Raw genomic sequence first — 17,014 nt, forward strand, 5'->3', positions numbered from 1 at the left:
GGACCAGTACCGGACGCCCGCAGCCCCGCCCGAGGCCATGGTCGTAGGAGCAGCTCCCGCTCGTACGACCCAAGGCGGTGGACCCGGCAGTGAGAGCACGTCATCGGCGTCGGCGCTGGGTGCGGCTCTGTGCCCTCGGGCTGGCCGTGCTGGTGCTCGGTGCCGCCGGGGCGGGATGGATCGCGTACGAGAAGCTGGACTCGAACATCACCGCGGACGAGGCGGCCGCCGCCGAGCTCGCCCGTTACGCGAAGGAGCGACCCGCGGCGCTCGTGCCCGGCGCGCAGAACATTCTGCTCATCGGGTCCGACTCGCGTGCGGGCGCCGGCAACGGCAGGTACGGGCGGGATTCGGGGACCGAGCGGTCCGACACCACGATCCTGCTGCACCTCGCGGCCGACCGGCGCAACGCCACCGCGGTCTCCCTCCCCCGTGACCTGATGGTGGACGTGCCGAGCTGCGGCCGGCCGGACGGCAGCCGCAGCCACGCGCAGTTCACGATGCTCAACCACGCCTTCGCAACCGGGGGTTCGGCCTGCACGATCCGCACCGTCGAGAAGCTGACGAACATCCGGATCGACCACCACATGGTCGTCGACTTCAACGGCTTCAAGAAGATGATCGACGCGCTCGACGGCGTCCAGGTGTGCCTGCGGCAGCCGATCGACGACACGGCCGCGAAGCTCAGACTGCCCGCGGGCAGGGTGACGCTCGACGGCGAGCAGGCCCTCGGCTACGTACGGGCCCGCAAGAGCCTGGGCGACGGCAGCGACACCGAGCGGATGGAGCGCCAGCAGCGTTTCCTCGGCGCGCTGGTGACCAAGGTGCGCAGCAACGGCGTCCTGTTCAACCCGGTGAAGCTGTACCCCGTGCTGGACGCGGCCACCTCGGCCCTCACCACGGACCCGGGTCTGGCGAGTCTGCGCGGACTCTACTCACTCGTACGCGGCCTGGGGAACCTCTCCGCCGACCATGTGCGGTTCCTGACCGTCCCCCGCACCCCGTACCCGGGTGACCTCAATCGTGACGAACTCGTGCAACCGGCGGCGGACAAACTCTTCGGGCGCCTGCGCGCGGACCAGCCGGTCGAGGTCACCAAGGAAGTTCCGGGTAATTCGACCGCAAAGGCGAGCAAGACGGCGCCCGGTTCCGGACCCGGGTCGCGCGGGAAGACGCCCCCTGGCCCCACGCCCACTTTCACCGGGAACACGGCCGCGCAGGACGCCTGCGGGTAAAGCGCACCCCATGACGGGGAACGGGTGAGCTAAGAGTGTCCGGGAAATAGGGCGGATTGCCCGGTTGTAGGGAAGTGGAATTTGTCACCGCCGTCGCTCGACGCTGAAGTGGGCGGATAGTGTGAGCGATCCGGTGCCACGCCCCGAGGTCCGTCCCGGGCTCACGCACTGGCAAAGAAACTCGAGCGCCTTAGGGGGAAGGCGCCGCGTGGCCCCGACGGAGGATTCGGACAACCGTGGACGCGCAAGGCCGTGGGCGGGCGGACAACATCGACCCCGCAGACCAGTGGGTACTCAACCCCAACACCGGTGAATACGAACTGCGACTGGCCGCTCCCGGAGCGCAGTCGTCCGTGCCGAGACCGCGCCGTGGGACCCCCACCGGCAGCGCGCAGGGGGGCACCCGCACGGCACCCGGCCGCGGGGAGCCGGCCCCGGACGTCCTTCCCGGTCAGCGCCGCCGCCGGGGCGCGCCCCCGGAGCCTCCCGGGCGCCGCCGGGGCCGTACCAGGCCCAAGAAGGGCAAAGCGAAGAAGATACTCTTGTGGACCGGCGGCAGCATGGCGTTCGTGCTCGTCGCGGTCACGGCGGCCGGTTACTTCTACCTCCAGCATCTGGAGGGCAACGTCGCGACGACGGACGTGGGTGACGCGGCGAAGAACGGCTTCAGCAAGGACGAGGCGTTCAACATCCTGATCATCGGCACCGACAAGCGCACCGGCAAGGGCAACGAGGGATACGGCGACGCGGGCAGCGTCGGCCACGCCGACACCAACATCCTGCTGCACGTCTCCAAGGACCGGACGAACGCCACGGCGCTGAGCATCCCGCGCGACCTGATCGTCAATGTGCCGGACTGCCCGACGAAGCAGCCCGACGGCACCACCAAGGTGATCCCCGGGACGCGGGACGTCCGCTTCAACACCAGCCTCGGGCAGGACGGCCGCGACCCGGGCTGCACCATGCGCACGGTGAGGGAGGTCACCGGAGGCATAGAGCCCGACCACTTCATGATGCTCGACTTCAACGCGGTGAAGACGCTGACGACGGCGGTGGGCGGCGTCGATGTCTGTCTCAAGCACGCGGTCAACGACCCGAAGTCGCACCTCAAGCTGCCCGCCGGTCCGGCAAAGATCGAGGGCGAGCAGGCCCTCGCGTTCGTGCGCACGCGGCACTCCTGGGGCAACAAGGGCGACCTGGACCGGATCAAGGTGCAGCAGCAGTTCATGGCCTCGCTGATGCGCAAGATGTCCTCGAGTGACACGCTGACCAACCCGTCGAAGCTGCTCGACCTCGCCGAGGCCGCCACCAAGGCGCTGACCGTGGACACGGGTCTGCACAACGTGAGCACGCTCAAGGACGTGGCCCTGGAACTGAAGAAGGTGCCGACGAAGAACATCACCTTCCTGACCGTGCCGGTGCTCGACAATCCGGCGGACGGCCCGGTGCACAAGACGGTCATCGTCGACCCGAACCTGGCTCCCAAGGTCTTCGACGCGATCAAGAACGATGTGTCCTTCACCACGGTGAAGAAGAAGCAGCAGGCGGCGAAGGCCCCCGCGAACAACCCCCTCAAGGGCTCCCGCTCCGCCGCCTCCGACGTCCGCGTCGACATCTACAACGGCGGCGCCCCCGCCGGCAGCGCACAGGCGACTCTCAGTTGGCTGCAGAACAACGAGGGTGTGACCAAGTCGAGCCAGCTCGGCAACGCGGGCAGGACACTCGCCAAGACGACGCTCGAGTACGCTCCCGACCAGGCCGATCAGGCGCGCAAGCTGGCGGACATCATGGGGTTGCCCGCTTCGGCGCTCAAGCCGGGCAAGAGCGAGAAGAACGACCAGGGGCTGCCCGCGATCGTGCTGACCCTCGGCCAGGACTTCCAGGGCGCGGGCACGCCGCTCACCACTCCGACCAAGGCGCCGGACGTCGACAACAAGTCCACGGCGGACAAGGTTCAGTGCGCGAGTTGAGCACACGGCGCCACCTTACGAGCCTGTCACGCGTCTAACAGGACGCATGACAGGCCTGTTCGATGGCGCAAAGGGTGGGGAGGACGGGGAAGTGACACAAAGTGGTCTGCGCGGGGAGAAGCCGGCGGTCGGGGAGGCGGTGTCCCTTACACCGCAGACGCAGGGCGCGCCGGGCGGCCACGGCCGGAACGGCGCAGGAGGAGCGGGCGCCAACAGACGGAGCAGCAACGGCAGAGGTCGTGGAAGACGAGCGCTGCGCTGGTCGGCGACGGTTCTGTCGGTCGTGATACTCGGTACGGCCGGCGCCGGATACCTCTACTACCAGCACCTCAACGGCAACATCCGTAAGGGCGAGCGCAGCAGCGGCGACTCCAAGGCGCAGAAGACGCAGCCGAACGCGGCCGGCCAGACGCCGGTGAACATCCTGCTGATCGGCTCCGACAGCCGTAACTCCGACGAGGACGTGGCGCTGGGCGGCAGCAGGGACAACCGTGGCAACCCGCCGCTGGCCGACGTCGAGATGCTCATCCACCTGTCCGCCGACCGCCAGAGCGCCGCCGTGGTGAGCATCCCGCGCGACACCCGGGTCGACATCCCCGCGTGCAAGGATCCGGCGACCGGCCACGAGTACCCGCCGACCAACGCCATCATCAATGAGTCGCTGGCCCGTGGCGGCCCCGGCTGCACCCTTGCCACCTGGCAGAACCTCACCAAGGTCTACATCGATCACTGGATGATGATCGACTTCGCGGGCGTGGTGAAGATGGCGGACGCCATCGGCGGCGTCGACGTCTGTGTGAAGCAGAACGTCTGGGACCGTCCGCTGCCCGGGGTGCCCGGCGGCTCCGGCCTGAAGATGACGGCCGGCACCCACAAGGTCACGGGCAAGCAGGCCCTGCAGTGGCTGCGCACCCGGCACGCCTGGGGAAGTGACCTGCTGCGGGCCAGGGCTCAGCACATGTACCTGAACTCGATGATCCGCACGCTGAAGAGCCAGAACGTCTTCACCGACACGGGCCGGCTGATGAACCTGGCCGAGGCGGCCACGAAGTCCCTGCAGGTCTCCGAGGAGATCGGCTCGGTCAGGAAGCTGTACGACCTGGCCATGCAGCTCAAGACGGTTCCGACGAACCGCATCACGATGACCACGATGCCCAACGTCGCCGACCCGCAGAACGACGACCACGTGGTCCCCGACGGTGCCAACGCGGACAAGATCTGGGAGATGATCCGCGACGACGTGCCCTTCGACGACAAGGGCACGACGCCGGCGCCGCAGAAGACGACGGGCGCGAGCCAGGCGGCCGAGGCTCCCTCGGCCACGGTCGCGGCCGACCGGTTGGGCGTGGTGGTGCAGAACGCCACCAGGACGTCCACGCAGGCCCCGGTGCCCGGTCGGGCGCGCGAGATCAGCCAGGTGCTCGCGGGGAAGGGCTTCGCCAGGGCGGTCGCCGACAGGTCCGGGGCACTGTCCGAGGACCAGACGGTCGTGCGGTACCCGAGCGCGGACATGGAGGGCGATGCCCGGAGCGTCGCCAAGGCGCTGGGCATTCCCATGAGTGCGGTGAAGAAGTCGACCGACGTGTCGGGCGTCACGGTCATCGTGGGTGCCGACTGGCGTACGGGCACGAGCTACCCGAAGAAGTCCGTGCCGAAGGCCGGGGACATCCCCGGCAACTCCGACGCGATCAACGGCTCGGACACCGGCCAGTGCATGGACGTCTACAGGCCCTACCGCTGGTAGGCGGCCGGCAGGCCGGGTGACGCACGACGGGAGGGGCCCTGCCGCTCAGGCGGCAGGGCCTCCGCGCGACCGCCCCCGCGGGCGAGGGTGGAACAGTAGGCGGCGGCCCGGGTGATGAACCGTCCGGGCACCGTGCCGACGGCTCCCCGGGCGAACGACGTCGTGCCCCTGTCGTAGACCACCGGCGACCATCGGCGTGCGGCACCGCGGTGCAGCTGCAGGGCGCAGGAGGACGTCGACGCGAAGGGCCCCCGCCTCCCGCGAGCGTGTTCGAGCGTGGGGGAGGCGGCGAGTGACGGCAACGCCGCAGATGTGCGTGCCGGCGCCCGCTCGGCTGGGCCGAAGGAGCACTGTTGCTCACAGTCGACCCGGTCCGAGAGACAGGCCTCAGCCGACCACCGCCGGCCGCCGCGAGGCGATGACCTTCCTCGCCAGGGACTTCGGGCTCGTCAGAAAGCCCCAGCCCCACGACATGTGCATGGTGGCGAGCGCCACGGGGATCTGCAGCCGGGCCTTGAGCGTCAGGCCCCTGCCCGCCGGGACGGACCCCAGGACGATCGCCGCGAGATAGCCGCCGGGGATCACGAAGCCCCACGGGGTGAGCGCGGCGCCCACCACGATGCCCGCCGCGATCGCGCACAAGGCGGTCGGCGGGGCGAGGTAGCGCAGGTTGATGGAACCCTCGTGGTAGCGGGCCACGACATGGCGCCAACGGCCGTAGTCCTTGTACTGCCTGGCGAGCGCGCGCACCGACGGCCTGGGCCGGTACGACACCTTCAGCTCCGGTGAGAACCAGATCAGGCCGCCTGCCTCGCGGATGCGGAAGTTCAGCTCCCAGTCCTGGGCCCGGATGAACTCCTCGTTGTAGCCGCCCTGCTGCTCGAGGGCCTCCCGGCGGAAGACGCCGAGGTAGACCGTCTCCGCGGGACCGGCTTCCCCGCCGGTGTGGAACGCGGCGTTCCCGACCCCGATCTTCGCGGTCATGGCGGCGGCGACCGCACGCTCCCAGTCGTTCTCGCCCTCGGCGTGCATGATGCCGCCGACGTTCTGCGCGCCGGTCTCCTCCAGCAGGCGCACGGCGGTCGCGACGTAGTTCGGCGAGAGCATGCCGTGGCCGTCGACACGCACCACGATCGGGTGCCGGGAGGCCTTGATCGCGGCGTTCAGTGCGGCAGGCGTGCGGCCGGTCGGATTCGGGACCGTGTGCACACGCACGCGTTGATCGGATGCGGTCTCGCGGACCAGCTCGGCCGCGATCTCGTCCGTGCGGTCCGTGGACGGGCCGAGCGCGATCACGACCTCCAACTCGCCTGCGTACTCCTGGGCGAGGATCGCTCGGACGGCTCCGCGCAGATGCCGCTCCTCGTTGAGTACCGGCATGATCACGGACACGGCGGGCAACTGCACGTCGGGCTTGGCGTTCATAGGACCCTCACGTTACCGCGAACGGGGGACACCGGTGCGCGCCGCCCGGGCGCCGCCAGGAGCCGAAGATCCCAGGGGCCTACGGTGCTCGCGGACCCATGCCCACCTCCGCGGAGGTCTCTCCCGTGCCCACGCCCACCCGCTCGCCCGCGCGCCGCGAGCCGGTCCGCCGCTCCCCCGCCGGGCGGCCGCCCGTCCGGCCGCGGAAGCGCGGCTGGTCCGTGCGGATGGTCACCACGCTGTCCGTGGGGGTTCTGGTCTCGGCGGGCATCGGGCACGCGGTGATCACCGGCCTCGACGACGGGGTCTCCCGCATCGACCCCTTCCGGGACATGAAGAACCGCCCCGCGGCGGGGAACGGCATGAACGTGCTGCTGGTCGGCACCGACGGGCGCGACAGGATCACGGAGAGGGAGCGGCGGGCGTACCACCTGGGCGGTGAGCCCTGCCACTGCACCGACACGATCATGATCGTGCACATCTCGGCGGACCGGGAGCGGGCGACCGTGGTCAGTCTGCCCCGCGACTCCTACGCGGAGGTGCCGGAGCACACCGACGACAAGACAGGACAGCGCCTCGCCGCCCATCCGATCCGGCTGAACGCGGCGTACGCGGAGGGCGGGCCGAACCTGACCGTGCGGACGGTCGAGGACATGACCCATCTGAAGATCGACCACTACCTGGAGGTCGACTTCGTCAGTTTCATGAAGACGGTGGACGTCCTCGGCGGGGTACGGGTGTGCACGGCGCAGCCGCTGAAGGACACGTACACCGGGCTCGACCTGGCCGCGGGCACGCATGTGCTCGGGGGCGGCCAGGCGTTGCAGTACGTGCGGTCCCGGCATGTGGACGGGGCGTCCGACCTGGGGCGGATGCAGCGCCAGCAGAGGTTCCTGGCGGCGCTGATCGACCGGGCGACGTCGTCGGGTGTGCTGCTGAACCCGGTGAAGCTCCGGGACGTGGCGCGGGCGGCGCTCGGGTCGGTGCGCGCGGATCAGGGGTTCCGGCCGGAAGAGCTGCTGGACCTGGGACGCGCGATGCGGAACTTCTCGCCCCGGTCGTCGGAGTTCACGACCGTACCGATCGGGCGCATGGAGTACGAGGTCAAGGGGCTGGGGTCGACGGTGAAGTGGGACGACGCGAAGGCGAAGGCGTTGTTCGACTCGCTGCGGCAGGACCGGCCGCTCGCCCCCGGGGAGCCGCGGCCCAAGGGGTCGTCGAAGGAGCAGGCGAAGCCGAAGGCTGCCGCTCAGGGGCCCGGAGCGGCGGAGGTGGAGATGGATCCGCAGCAGATCCAGGTGCAGGTGGAGAACGGAACGCGGACGGAGGGACTCGGCAGGCGCGCGGACGACGGGCTGGCGGCCACCGGGTTCCGCACGACGCGGCACCCGGTGAACGCGGCGGAGCACGGAGCGCGGCGCACGGTCGTGCTCTACGACCCGCGCCGGGACCGCGCGGCGAAGGTCCTTCAGGCGGCCTTGCCGGGGAGCGAGCTGCGGGCGGTGCCGGGGCAGGGGGCGTCGCTGCGGGTGATCGTCGGGGCGGACTTCAAGGACGTGCGACCGGTGCGGGTGCGGACGCCAGAACCGACGGCTCCGCCAACGCCGCGGCCGGCAGTGGCCACCGGGGACCAGGAGGTGTGCCCGGGGTAGGAGCGCACGTGTGGGGTCCCGGGGGCGCCGAGGCCATACGTTCATGGCGCCCCGGGGCCGCACTACGTCACATCCTCACTGTCAGTCCTCGTATCCCTCCGCCGCCCTCTTCTCCCGCAACTCCCTGATCGCTCGGCGGCGGGCCAGGCGGTGGGTGCGGCGGATCTGCGCTTCCTGGTACCGGCGCCTGTCCCGGTCCGTCTCCGGGATCACCGGCGGGACCGGGCGGGGCTTGCCGTCCGCGTCGACCGCGGCGAAGACCAGATAGGCGGAGCCGACCTGGGTGGGCGGGGCGGACTCGTTCCAACGTTCGGCCAGGACCCGTACGCCGACCTCCATGGACGTGCGGCCCGTCCAGTTGACCTGCGCCTTGACATGGACCAGGTCGCCGACCCGGACGGGCTCCAGGAACGCCATCTCGTCCATCGACGCCGTCACCGCGGGTCCGCCACTGTGCCGGCCGGCCACCGCGCCCGCCGCGTCGTCGACGAGTTTCATGATCACGCCGCCGTGCACCGTGCCCAGCAGGTTGGTGTCGTTGTGGGTCATGATGTGGCTGAGCGTGGTCCGGGACGCGGAGGTGGGCTTCCCCGGAAGTGCAGCCTCTGTCACGCCCGGAATTTCTGATTCCGGAGCGGGGGCCTGGTCTGTCATGGCCTCCACCTTATGCCGCGCTACGGTCCGGAGACTTTGTGTCGGCTTCGCAACAGCCCTGACCCTGTTTTTCCTCGGCTCTTGTACGGCCCACGGCCCGACCCTGCACACTGGGGCGCATGAACGATTGGCCCGAGGGATGGTCCGACGACAGCCGCGGCGACCGCTACGGACGCGGCAGCACCAGCGCTCAGCCCGAGGGCGCGCGCGTGATGCGGCAGGTCCGGCGCACGCCGGGCGCGCCGGGCGGCCCCCAGGCCGCGCCGCCGCACGGCGGGGTGCCGCACCAGCAGACGTACGACGACCAGGGGTACGGCGGCTACGGCAACGGCTACGACAGTGCCTACAACACCGGCCAGGTCTACGGCGGCGGCAGACGCGGCGGCGGCTTCATACCGAACGACAACGATCCGGACCCGGATCTCCACCACTACCGGCCGCGCCCCAATTGGCGCCGCCGGATCAAGTGGACCGCGATCACGCTGGTCACCGCCTTGGCGGTGACCTCGGTCGCCACCTACTTCTGGGCCGACTCCAAGCTCCACCGCGACGTCGACCTGTCCAAGGTCATCGACCGGCCGGCGGCGGGCCAGGGCACCAACTACCTGATCGTCGGCTCCGACAGCCGCGCGGGTCTGTCGGACGCGGACAAGCAGAAGCTGCACACCGGGTCCGCCGAGGGCAAGCGCACGGACACCATGATGATCCTGCACGTCGGCGACAACGGCGACACGCTGATCTCGCTGCCGCGCGACTCGGACGTGGAGATACCCACATATAAGGGCTCCACGTCCGGCAAGATCTACCAGGGCAGGGGCCGCCACACGAAGCTGAACGCGGCGTACGCGGAGGACGGCCCGGAGCTGTTGGTCCGCACCGTCGAGTACAACACCGGTCTGCACATCGACCACTACGCGGAGATCGGCTTCGCCGGCTTCGCGAACATCGTGGACGCGGTCGGCGGCGTCACGCTCACGATCGACAAGGGTTTCAAGGACAAGTACTCGGGCGCCGACTTCAAGGCCGGCACGCAGACGCTGAACGGCGATCAGGCCCTCGCCTTCGTCCGCACCCGGCACGCCTTCGCCCAGAGCGACCTGCAGCGCACCAAGAACCAGCAGAAGTTCCTGGCGGCGCTCGCCCACCAGGTCGCGACCCCGTCGACGGTCCTGAACCCCTTCAAGCTCTACCCGACGATGGGCGCCGGCCTCGACGCGCTGACCGTGGACAAGGACATGTCCCTGTGGGACCTGGCCTCCATGTTCTGGGCGATGAAGGGCGTCAACGGCGGCAACGGCAAGTCCATGAACATGCCGATCTCCGGTTCGACCGGCGGCAACCTGCTGTGGGACAAGGCCAAGGTCAAGACGCTGGTCGACGAGCTGAAGAACGACCAGGCGGTGACGGTCTCCGGCAACTAGCCTCCCGGCACCGGGCCGTCACGGGGGCGACCCGTCCGGCTGGCACCGCGGGCACCACACCGTGCCGCGACCCGCGACACGGGACCGGCGCAGGATGTCGCCGCAGCGCGGGCAGGACGGGACGGGGTCGTCGCGGTGGCCGGTGAGCCAGGAGTCCCGCGGGGGCACGCAGCCGGCCGTGACCGCCGAGCGCAGGGTGCGGCGCATGTGGATGTACAGGCTGCGGAGTTCGGCCGGGGTGAGATCGCTTGCCCGGCGGGTGGGACGAACCCCGGCGCACCAAAGGATCTCGTCGGCGAGCAGATTGCCCAGTCCGGCCAGGACGGACTGGTCCATGAGGACGCTCTTGATACGACCGCGGCGGGAAGAGAGAGCGGCCTCGAACTCCCCGCCGTCCACCGTCAGGGCGTCGGGCCCCAGGCGGCCGAGCAGCCGGGCGATGTCGCGGTCGTCGCAGGCCAGCCAGAGCCCCTGAAGCTTGCGCTGGTCGCGGTAGCGGAGCTGCCGGTCGTCGCCCACCGTGAACAGGACGCGGTCGTGGGCCTCGACCACGTCGTCGGGACGAGAGCAGACCAGCCGGCCCGTCATGCCGAAGTGCAGCAGGAGGGTCGGGCCGTCCCCGGTGCGGGCGAGCAGCCACTTCCCGTGCCGCTTCGGCTCGGTGAACCGACGGCCCTCCAGCGCGGCGCGCAGCCGCCGTACGCTCACCCCGCGCAGGACGCCCGCGTCGCGCACGTCGACGCGTCGAACGACCCTGCCCTTCGCGCAGGATTCGAGCACCTTCCGGAACGCCTCGACGTCTGGCAGCTCAGGCATGGGGCACGCCCTTCAGCCGGCCGATGCCCGGCGCTCCGGGAACGGCCGTCGGTCCGATGCGCCGTCCCTTTTCCGCCGGCATCTCATTCCTTCCCCGCGGAAGCCGTCCGGTCCCCGCCGGCCACCTGTACGCCTCCCACTCCCCACGCCCCCACGGCCCCGTGCGAACGGCCCCCGGCGCGATGCCGGGGGCCGAGGTGCCCGCGCAGGTGGAGACTCCCTGCCGGGGCAGGACACCGGGGCGCTGAAGAACAGGGCCGGCAGCCTGTGCCTGGACGTGGACGGCACGCACGGCACGCCGAAGGCCGGCACCAGGGTGCAGCTCTGGAGCTGCAACGGCTCCGGCAACCAGCGCCGGTACCTGGCCAAGGGCGGCACCGTGCTGCACAACGTCGGCACCGGCCTCTGCGTGGACGTGCACACCACCCACCTGAGGCAGGCCGCCCAGATGTGGTCCTGCAACGGCACCAAGACGCAGAACTGGGACGCCGACGAGGACAACGCCGGGACCGGAGCGGGCACCGACTCGCTCTCGTACCCCGGCAAGAAGGACCTCGACGCCGTCGGCCCGCACCTGGCCGCCGCCCGGTCGGCCGCCAAGGACCGGCTGACCGACCTCGGGACGCAGCTCAAGGCCGCGCAGGCGGACGCCGCCCGGGTCCAGGCCGCGGAGCAGGCCGCGTACAAGACCGCTGACGAGGAGGGCGCGCCGCGAGGACGCGGGCTCCTGGCCGCCCAGCAGGCCGCACAGGTCGCGCTGGCCACCTCGGCCGCGGTCCAGGCGACGGACAAGGCCGGCCCCGCCACCGCGGCCGCGAAGGCGCAGGACGCCAAGACGGCCGACGCCACCGCCGCCGGCGACCGGCAGCAGGCGTGGGCCGCCGGGCAGCGCGCCCAGGTGCCACCTCCAAGGCGAAGGCCGCCGACGCCTGGGCCGCGTCCCACACCTCCGGCAGCGACGCGGCGGCGGCCCAGGCCGCGGCCAAGTCCGCGGACGCGGACGCGCGGCAGGCCACCGGTGCCACCGACGACGCCCGCACTGCCCCCTCGCCGCGTCCGTCCTCGTCCCGCCGGCCAAGGTCGTCGACGCCTTCCACGCCCCCCAGGCGCTGGACCTGGCGCTGCGCACGGGAACCGGTGTCGCAGACGCCTACAAGGCGGTCAAGGCCGTCGACCTGTCCGCGCAGACCGCTGCCGTCCTCAACACCATCGTGGAGGCGCAGAACTCCTACGGCGGCCTCGTCAAGCAGCTCGCCGCCGAGGGCAAGCTGCTGCCTTCCGTCGGTGGCCTGTCGCCGGACGTGATGGCGCTGCTGCACGGCTACCAGCCCTACGGCGACCTCGCTCCGGCCGAGTTCGTCGCCAAGTACTGGGACAAGGACAACGACTCCTGGAACTGGAGCGCGGCACTGGACGACCCCAGTGGCGCCGTCCCCGGCACCGAGGAGACGGTGTGGCCGAAGGCCGGGGAGGTATGGGACCGGTTCGGGGACGCGAAGGGCCAGTGGCTCGCCCCGACGGGCACCCCGTACGCCGAACGGTCCCTGCCCCCGCAGAACCTCCACCAGGGGTACCACCGCTACAAGTAGATCAAGGACTGGACCCCGGAGACAGCCGCCCAGTACGTGAAGAGGGGCAAGCTGGCCAGCGGTGGCATCACGGCCAGCAAGGTCTCGCCCGCCTTCGGGCAGCCGGGCATGGGGACCCAGTTCAAGCTTCCGGGAAACTGGAGGAAGGACGGGGAAGCGACCATGAACGTCCAGTGGCTGTTGGACAACCACTACATCGAGGATCTCGACGAATGAACCTCTCTGAACTGCGTCCAGCGCTGCGCGCCGCCGGCGTCGACGACTGCGCGTACCGGCTGGAGGGGGAGAGCCCCCGCCCGTCCCCCGACTACGACGAGGCCGTGCGGCTGGTGGAGGTCCTCGGCTGCTGGGAGGTCGTCGGCGGCGGGGAGGTCACCCACGGATCCTCCGGGACCCTGCGCACGTTCGGCTCCGAGGAGGAGGCGTGCGAGGGGTTCCACCGGGAGATGACCCGCCCGGAGGGTGCGCCGTTCGCCGCGGAGAAGGCCGCCTGGAAGGCGGAGGTCGACCGGCGGTGGACACAGGCCGAGGAAGAGGCGGCCCGGAAGCGGCCGGAACTGGGCCGTGCGCGAAGTCACTGGCGGCAGGTGTGGGCCGAGCGGGAGGCGTCCGGGCAACCCGCGATGACCGCCCGCGAGCTGCGTGACGTGCTGAGCGGTCTGCGGCGCGACCGGTGGTACTTCGGGGGCCTCGACGAGAAGCCCTCGGGGGAGGGCCACTCGGTCGCCGCGCCGCTTCCGGACGGGACGTGGTGGCTCGCCTGGACCGGGGAACGGGGAAGCGGCCATGTCTTCGACGAGGTCGGCCTGAGCGAGTCCGAGGCGTGCAAGTACGTCTTCGACACCCTGACGATGACCTCGGCCAACAGACGGCCCACCGAGGCCCAGTGGCGTGGCAGGATCGAAGCCGAGCGGTGGAACCGCGAACGGCGTCCGCTGCCGCCCTGGCCCCGGCCCACGGGGTGACCGCGGTGGTGAACGCCGGCTGAGCACATCGGGCCCGCATCCCTGTGAGGGGTGCGGACCCGTACTCGTCTCCGCGCCTCCGGCCGGCGCGCATCGGGATGACCCGACGGCTGGAGCCATTGGAGCGCGTCCACGAGCTGAGTGGTGCATCGGTCCCGTTCCGGTGGTTGCGTCCTGAGAAGTGGTGTACGGGGCCTGGACTCCCGCCCGCTACGGGCGGCGGCGGTCAGTCATGGCCGCGATTAGTTGAGCAGGAAGGTGCAGTGATGCGACCGGCCTGAAGGAGCGATTCGACAATGAGGCCCTGCGGCGACCTCCACATCCTGAGCCGCCCCCGGCCGGAAGCAGGCCAGAACTGATCCTTCGTTACCGCGAGGTGGCCGCAGAGTTCCCGACGTCGGATCTCCCGCCGCTGGAAACGGCGTACTGGCTCGTCAAGCCCCATTCACTGGTACGGGGCACGTGGGATGAGGCGAAGGAAGCGGCAGCCTGGCTCGGTGAGCGTCTGTCCGAGTACACCCGGTCGGGCCGCCATCGCAACGATGCTGACACCCGGCGCCGACGACCCGACGGAGGCATCAGAGGTCGCCTGATACGTGTACGACAACAGCCCCCGGCGCGACGCCGGGGGCTGTGTTGCTTGTACCGGTCAGTGGCTTTTTTTCAGCCCGGCATCTGCCCAGGAATCCCCCAGCATGACGCCCAGGAACGGCCCTGATCGGGCCGCAACGGACAGAAAGCCGAGGGTGTCCCTCCAGACCTTCGAAACGGCTTCTGACCTGCAAAAACCCTGCTAGGGAAGGTTCCTTGCCATCACGATCCGCTGGACCTGGTTCGTGCCCTCGTAAATCTGGGTGATCTTGGCGTCCCGCATCATGCGCTCGACCGGGTAGTCACGGGTGTAGCCGTAGCCGCCGAGCAGCTGGACGGCGTCCGTGGTGACCTCCATGGCCACGTCCGAGGCGAAGCACTTGGCGGCGGCGCCCTGGAAGGTGAGGTCCGAGTCGCCGCGCTCGGACTTGGCGGCCGCGGCGTAGGTCAGCTGGCGGGCGGCCTCGATCTTCATCGCCATGTCGGCGAGCATGAACTGGATGCCCTGGAAGTCGGCGATCGGCTTGCCGAACTGCTTGCGTTCCTTGACGTAGTTCTTGGCGTAGTCGAAGGCGCCCTGCGCGACACCCAGAGCCTGCGCGGCGATGGTGATGCGGGTGTGGTCGAGGGTCTTCATGGCCGTGGCGAAGCCGGTGCCCTCCTCGCCGATCATGCGGTCGGCGGGGATCCGGACGTTGTCGAAGTAGACCTCACGGGTGGGCGAGCCCTTGATGCCGAGCTTCTTCTCCGGTGCGCCAAAGGAGACGCCGGGGTCGGACTTCTCGACGACGAAGGCGGATATGCCCTTGGAGCGCTTCTCGGGGTCGGTCACCGCCATGACGGTGTAGTACTCGGAGACGCCCGCGTTGGTGATCCAGCGCTTGACGCCGTTGAGGACCCAGTGGTCGCCGTCGCGGACCGCGCGCGTCTTCATCCCGGCCGCGTCGGAGCCCGCCTCGGGCTCGGAGAGGCAGTACGAGAACATCGCGTCACCCTTGGCCAGCGGTGCCAGGTACTTCTTCTTCAGCTCCTCGGAGCCGGAGAGGATCACCGGCAGGGAACCGAGCTTGTTCACGGCCGGGATGAGGGAGGAGGACACGCAGACGCGGGCCACCTCCTCGATCACGATGACGGTGGCGAGCGCGTCGGCGCCCGCGCCGCCGTACTCCTCCGGCACGTGCACGGCGTGCAGGTCGTTGGCGACGAGGGCCTCCAGCGCCTCCTGCGGGAAGCGGGCCTCCTCGTCCACCGCCGCGGCGTACGGCGCGATCTTCGCCTCGGCCAGCGAGCGGATGGCGTCGCGGAGCATGTCGTGCTCCTCGGACGGGCGGTACAGGTCGAAGTCAGCCGATCCGGCCAAGGTCTCTCACGCTCCAGGAAGACGCAGTGCGCTGACGCTAATTACCGTTAAGTAACTCGAATTTTAGGGGCCCGCCCGCGGGAGGGGTACGTGAGCTTGGCGACAGCTGGGAAATTGCCCAGCCAGGGGCCCGGCTATGCTCGGGCACCGATTCACCGCCCTACCCGTTCTGGAGCATCCATGAGCCTCAAGATCACCGTGATCGGCACCGGCTATCTCGGCGCGACGCACGCCGCGGCCATGGCCGAGCTGGGGTTCGAGGTGCTGGGTCTGGACGTCGTACCCGAGAAGATCGAGATGCTGCAGCGGGGCGAGGTCCCGATGTACGAGCCCGGGCTCGAGGAGTTGCTGCGCAGGCACGTCGCGGGCATCGAGGGCTCCAGTGGGCGGCTGCGCTTCACGATGGACTGGGCCGAGCTGGCCGAGTTCGGTGACGTCCACTTCCTGTGTGTGAACACCCCGCAGAAGCACGGCGAGTACGCCTGCGACATGTCGTACGTCGACGCCGCGATCGCCTCCCTCGCGCCGCACCTGAAGGGCCCCGCCCTCGTCGTCGGCAAGTCGACCGTGCCCGTGGGCTCGGCGGACCGTCTCGCGCGCCGTCTCGCCGAGCACGCGCCCGCCGGCGAGGACGCGGAGCTGGCCTGGAACCCGGAGTTCCTGCGCGAGGGCTTCGCCGTGCAGGACACGCTGCATCCGGACCGGATCGTGGTCGGCGTGCGCAGCGAGCGCGCCGAGAAGCTGTTGCGCGAGGTGTACGCGACGCCCCTCGCGGAGGGCTCGCCGTTCGTGGTGACCGACTTCCCGACCGCCGAGCTGGTGAAGACCGCCGCGAACTCCTTCCTCGCCACCAAGATCTCCTTCATCAACGCGATGGCGGAGGTGTGCGAGGCCGCGGGCGGCGACGTGGCCAGGCTGGCGGAGGCCATCGGGTACGACGACCGGATCGGCAGGAAGTTCCTGCGCGCGGGGATCGGTTTCGGCGGCGGCTGTCTGCCGAAGGACATCCGGGCCTTCATGGCGCGCGCCGGTGAGCTGGGTGCCGACCAGGCACTGACCTTCCTGCGCGAGATCGACTCCATCAACATGCGCCGCCGCGGTCAGATGGTGGAGATGGCGCGGGAGGCGCTGGGCGGCGGTTCGTTCCTCGGCAAGCGGGTCGCGGTGCTCGGCGCGACCTTCAAGCCGGACTCCGACGACGTCCGTGACTCGCCCGCGCTGAACGTCGCCGGGCAGATCCATCTGCAGGGCGGCCAGGTCACGGTCCACGACCCCAAGGGCATGGGCAACGCCCGGCGGCTCTTCCCGACGCTCGGCTACGCCGACTCGGCCCTGGAGGCGGTCCGGGGCGCGGACGTGGTCCTGCACCTGACCGAGTGGCGTGAGTTCCGTGAGCTGGACCCGGCGGAGCTGGGCGAGGCGGTGGCCTCCCGCATCCTCCTCGACGGCCGCAACGCGCTCGACCCGGAGGTCTGGCGCCGGGCCGGGTGGACGTACCGGGCGATGGGCCGCCCCACCGCGTAGACGTACGGGTGACGCCGGTCCGGCCGAGGCTCAGTCGGCCGGACCGGCGTCCTGTTGCATTCTGCACC

12 protein-coding genes and 3 pseudogenes are annotated in these 17,014 nt (G+C 70.3%); 10 read left to right on the plus strand and 5 right to left on the minus strand.

Annotation, left to right across the window (positions count from 1 at the left end; genetic code table 11):
- Positions 1 to 89 precede the first annotated feature (89 nt).
- From AC5WS8_RS22585 to AC5WS8_RS22595, 3 genes are all read left to right on the plus strand, one after another.
- A complete protein-coding gene (locus AC5WS8_RS22585) occupies positions 90 to 1,235 on the plus strand; it encodes an LCP family protein (protein WP_496105263.1) in 1,146 nt (381 codons plus the stop codon).
- Positions 1,236 to 1,471: 236 nt separating this feature from the next.
- Entirely contained in the window at positions 1,472 to 3,205 is a 1,734-nt protein-coding gene (locus tag AC5WS8_RS22590; RefSeq protein WP_496105264.1) for an LCP family protein, read from the plus strand.
- Between the two features lie 91 nt (positions 3,206 to 3,296).
- A complete protein-coding gene (locus AC5WS8_RS22595) occupies positions 3,297 to 4,949 on the plus strand; it encodes an LCP family protein (protein WP_496105265.1) in 1,653 nt (550 codons plus the stop codon).
- On the opposite strand, the gene AC5WS8_RS22600 is transcribed toward AC5WS8_RS22595, so the two are convergent.
- Both AC5WS8_RS22600 and AC5WS8_RS22605 read right to left on the minus strand, forming a co-directional pair.
- Entirely contained in the window at positions 4,937 to 5,131 is a 195-nt protein-coding gene (locus AC5WS8_RS22600) for a hypothetical protein (protein ID WP_496105266.1), read from the minus strand. The genes AC5WS8_RS22595 and AC5WS8_RS22600 overlap by 13 nt on opposite strands.
- Before the next feature lie 205 nt (positions 5,132 to 5,336).
- Positions 5,337 to 6,374: a glycosyltransferase family 2 protein gene (locus AC5WS8_RS22605; RefSeq protein WP_496105267.1), complete on the minus strand. Its 1,038-nt coding sequence runs from the start codon at positions 6,372 to 6,374 to the stop codon at positions 5,337 to 5,339.
- A 125-nt stretch (positions 6,375 to 6,499) separates the two neighbouring features.
- Between AC5WS8_RS22605 and AC5WS8_RS22610 the strand changes: the two genes are divergently transcribed.
- Complete coding sequence (locus AC5WS8_RS22610) at positions 6,500 to 8,026, plus strand: LCP family protein (RefSeq protein ID WP_496105398.1); 1,527 nt, start codon at positions 6,500 to 6,502, stop codon at positions 8,024 to 8,026.
- An 81-nt stretch (positions 8,027 to 8,107) separates the two neighbouring features.
- On the opposite strand, the gene AC5WS8_RS22615 is transcribed toward AC5WS8_RS22610, so the two are convergent.
- Positions 8,108 to 8,680, minus strand: a complete 573-nt coding sequence (locus tag AC5WS8_RS22615; RefSeq protein ID WP_496105268.1) for an acyl-CoA thioesterase — start codon at positions 8,678 to 8,680, stop codon at positions 8,108 to 8,110.
- A gap of 119 nt (positions 8,681 to 8,799) precedes the next feature.
- Between AC5WS8_RS22615 and AC5WS8_RS22620 the strand changes: the two genes are divergently transcribed.
- Entirely contained in the window at positions 8,800 to 10,101 is a 1,302-nt protein-coding gene (locus AC5WS8_RS22620; RefSeq protein ID WP_496105269.1) for an LCP family protein, read from the plus strand.
- An 18-nt stretch (positions 10,102 to 10,119) separates the two neighbouring features.
- On the opposite strand, the gene AC5WS8_RS22625 is transcribed toward AC5WS8_RS22620, so the two are convergent.
- Positions 10,120 to 10,917 (minus strand): Fpg/Nei family DNA glycosylase, encoded by a 798-nt coding sequence (locus AC5WS8_RS22625; RefSeq protein ID WP_496105270.1) that lies wholly within the window; start codon positions 10,915 to 10,917, stop codon positions 10,120 to 10,122.
- Here AC5WS8_RS22625 and AC5WS8_RS22630 point away from each other — a divergent pair.
- The 4 genes and pseudogenes from AC5WS8_RS22630 to AC5WS8_RS22645 form a co-directional block, all read left to right on the plus strand.
- Positions 10,916 to 11,410: pseudogene (locus tag AC5WS8_RS22630) on the plus strand (RICIN domain-containing protein); the annotation flags it as partial. The gene AC5WS8_RS22625 and the pseudogene AC5WS8_RS22630 sit on opposite strands and share 2 nt — an antisense overlap.
- An 811-nt stretch (positions 11,411 to 12,221) precedes the next feature.
- Positions 12,222 to 12,722 (plus strand): annotated as a pseudogene (locus AC5WS8_RS22635) (TNT domain-containing protein).
- A complete protein-coding gene (locus AC5WS8_RS22640) occupies positions 12,719 to 13,471 on the plus strand; it encodes a hypothetical protein (RefSeq protein WP_496105402.1) in 753 nt (250 codons plus the stop codon). The pseudogene AC5WS8_RS22635 and the gene AC5WS8_RS22640 overlap by 4 nt, the downstream one beginning before the upstream one ends.
- Before the next feature lie 277 nt (positions 13,472 to 13,748).
- Positions 13,749 to 13,989 (plus strand): annotated as a pseudogene (locus AC5WS8_RS22645) (hypothetical protein); the annotation flags it as partial.
- Positions 13,990 to 14,264: 275 nt separating this feature from the next.
- Here the strand turns inward: AC5WS8_RS22645 and AC5WS8_RS22650 are convergent.
- The gene (locus tag AC5WS8_RS22650; RefSeq protein WP_389002901.1) at positions 14,265 to 15,422 is read right to left on the minus strand and encodes an acyl-CoA dehydrogenase; all 1,158 of its coding nucleotides are present in this window, start codon (positions 15,420 to 15,422) and stop codon (positions 14,265 to 14,267) included.
- 180 nt (positions 15,423 to 15,602) lie between these two features.
- Here AC5WS8_RS22650 and AC5WS8_RS22655 point away from each other — a divergent pair, with 180 nt between their 5' ends.
- Positions 15,603 to 16,946: a UDP-glucose dehydrogenase family protein gene (locus AC5WS8_RS22655; protein ID WP_496105271.1), complete on the plus strand. Its 1,344-nt coding sequence runs from the start codon at positions 15,603 to 15,605 to the stop codon at positions 16,944 to 16,946.
- The last annotated feature ends 68 nt before the right edge of the window (positions 16,947 to 17,014 follow it).

The sequence above is a fragment of the Streptomyces sp. PTL18 genome (assembly GCF_059510295.1).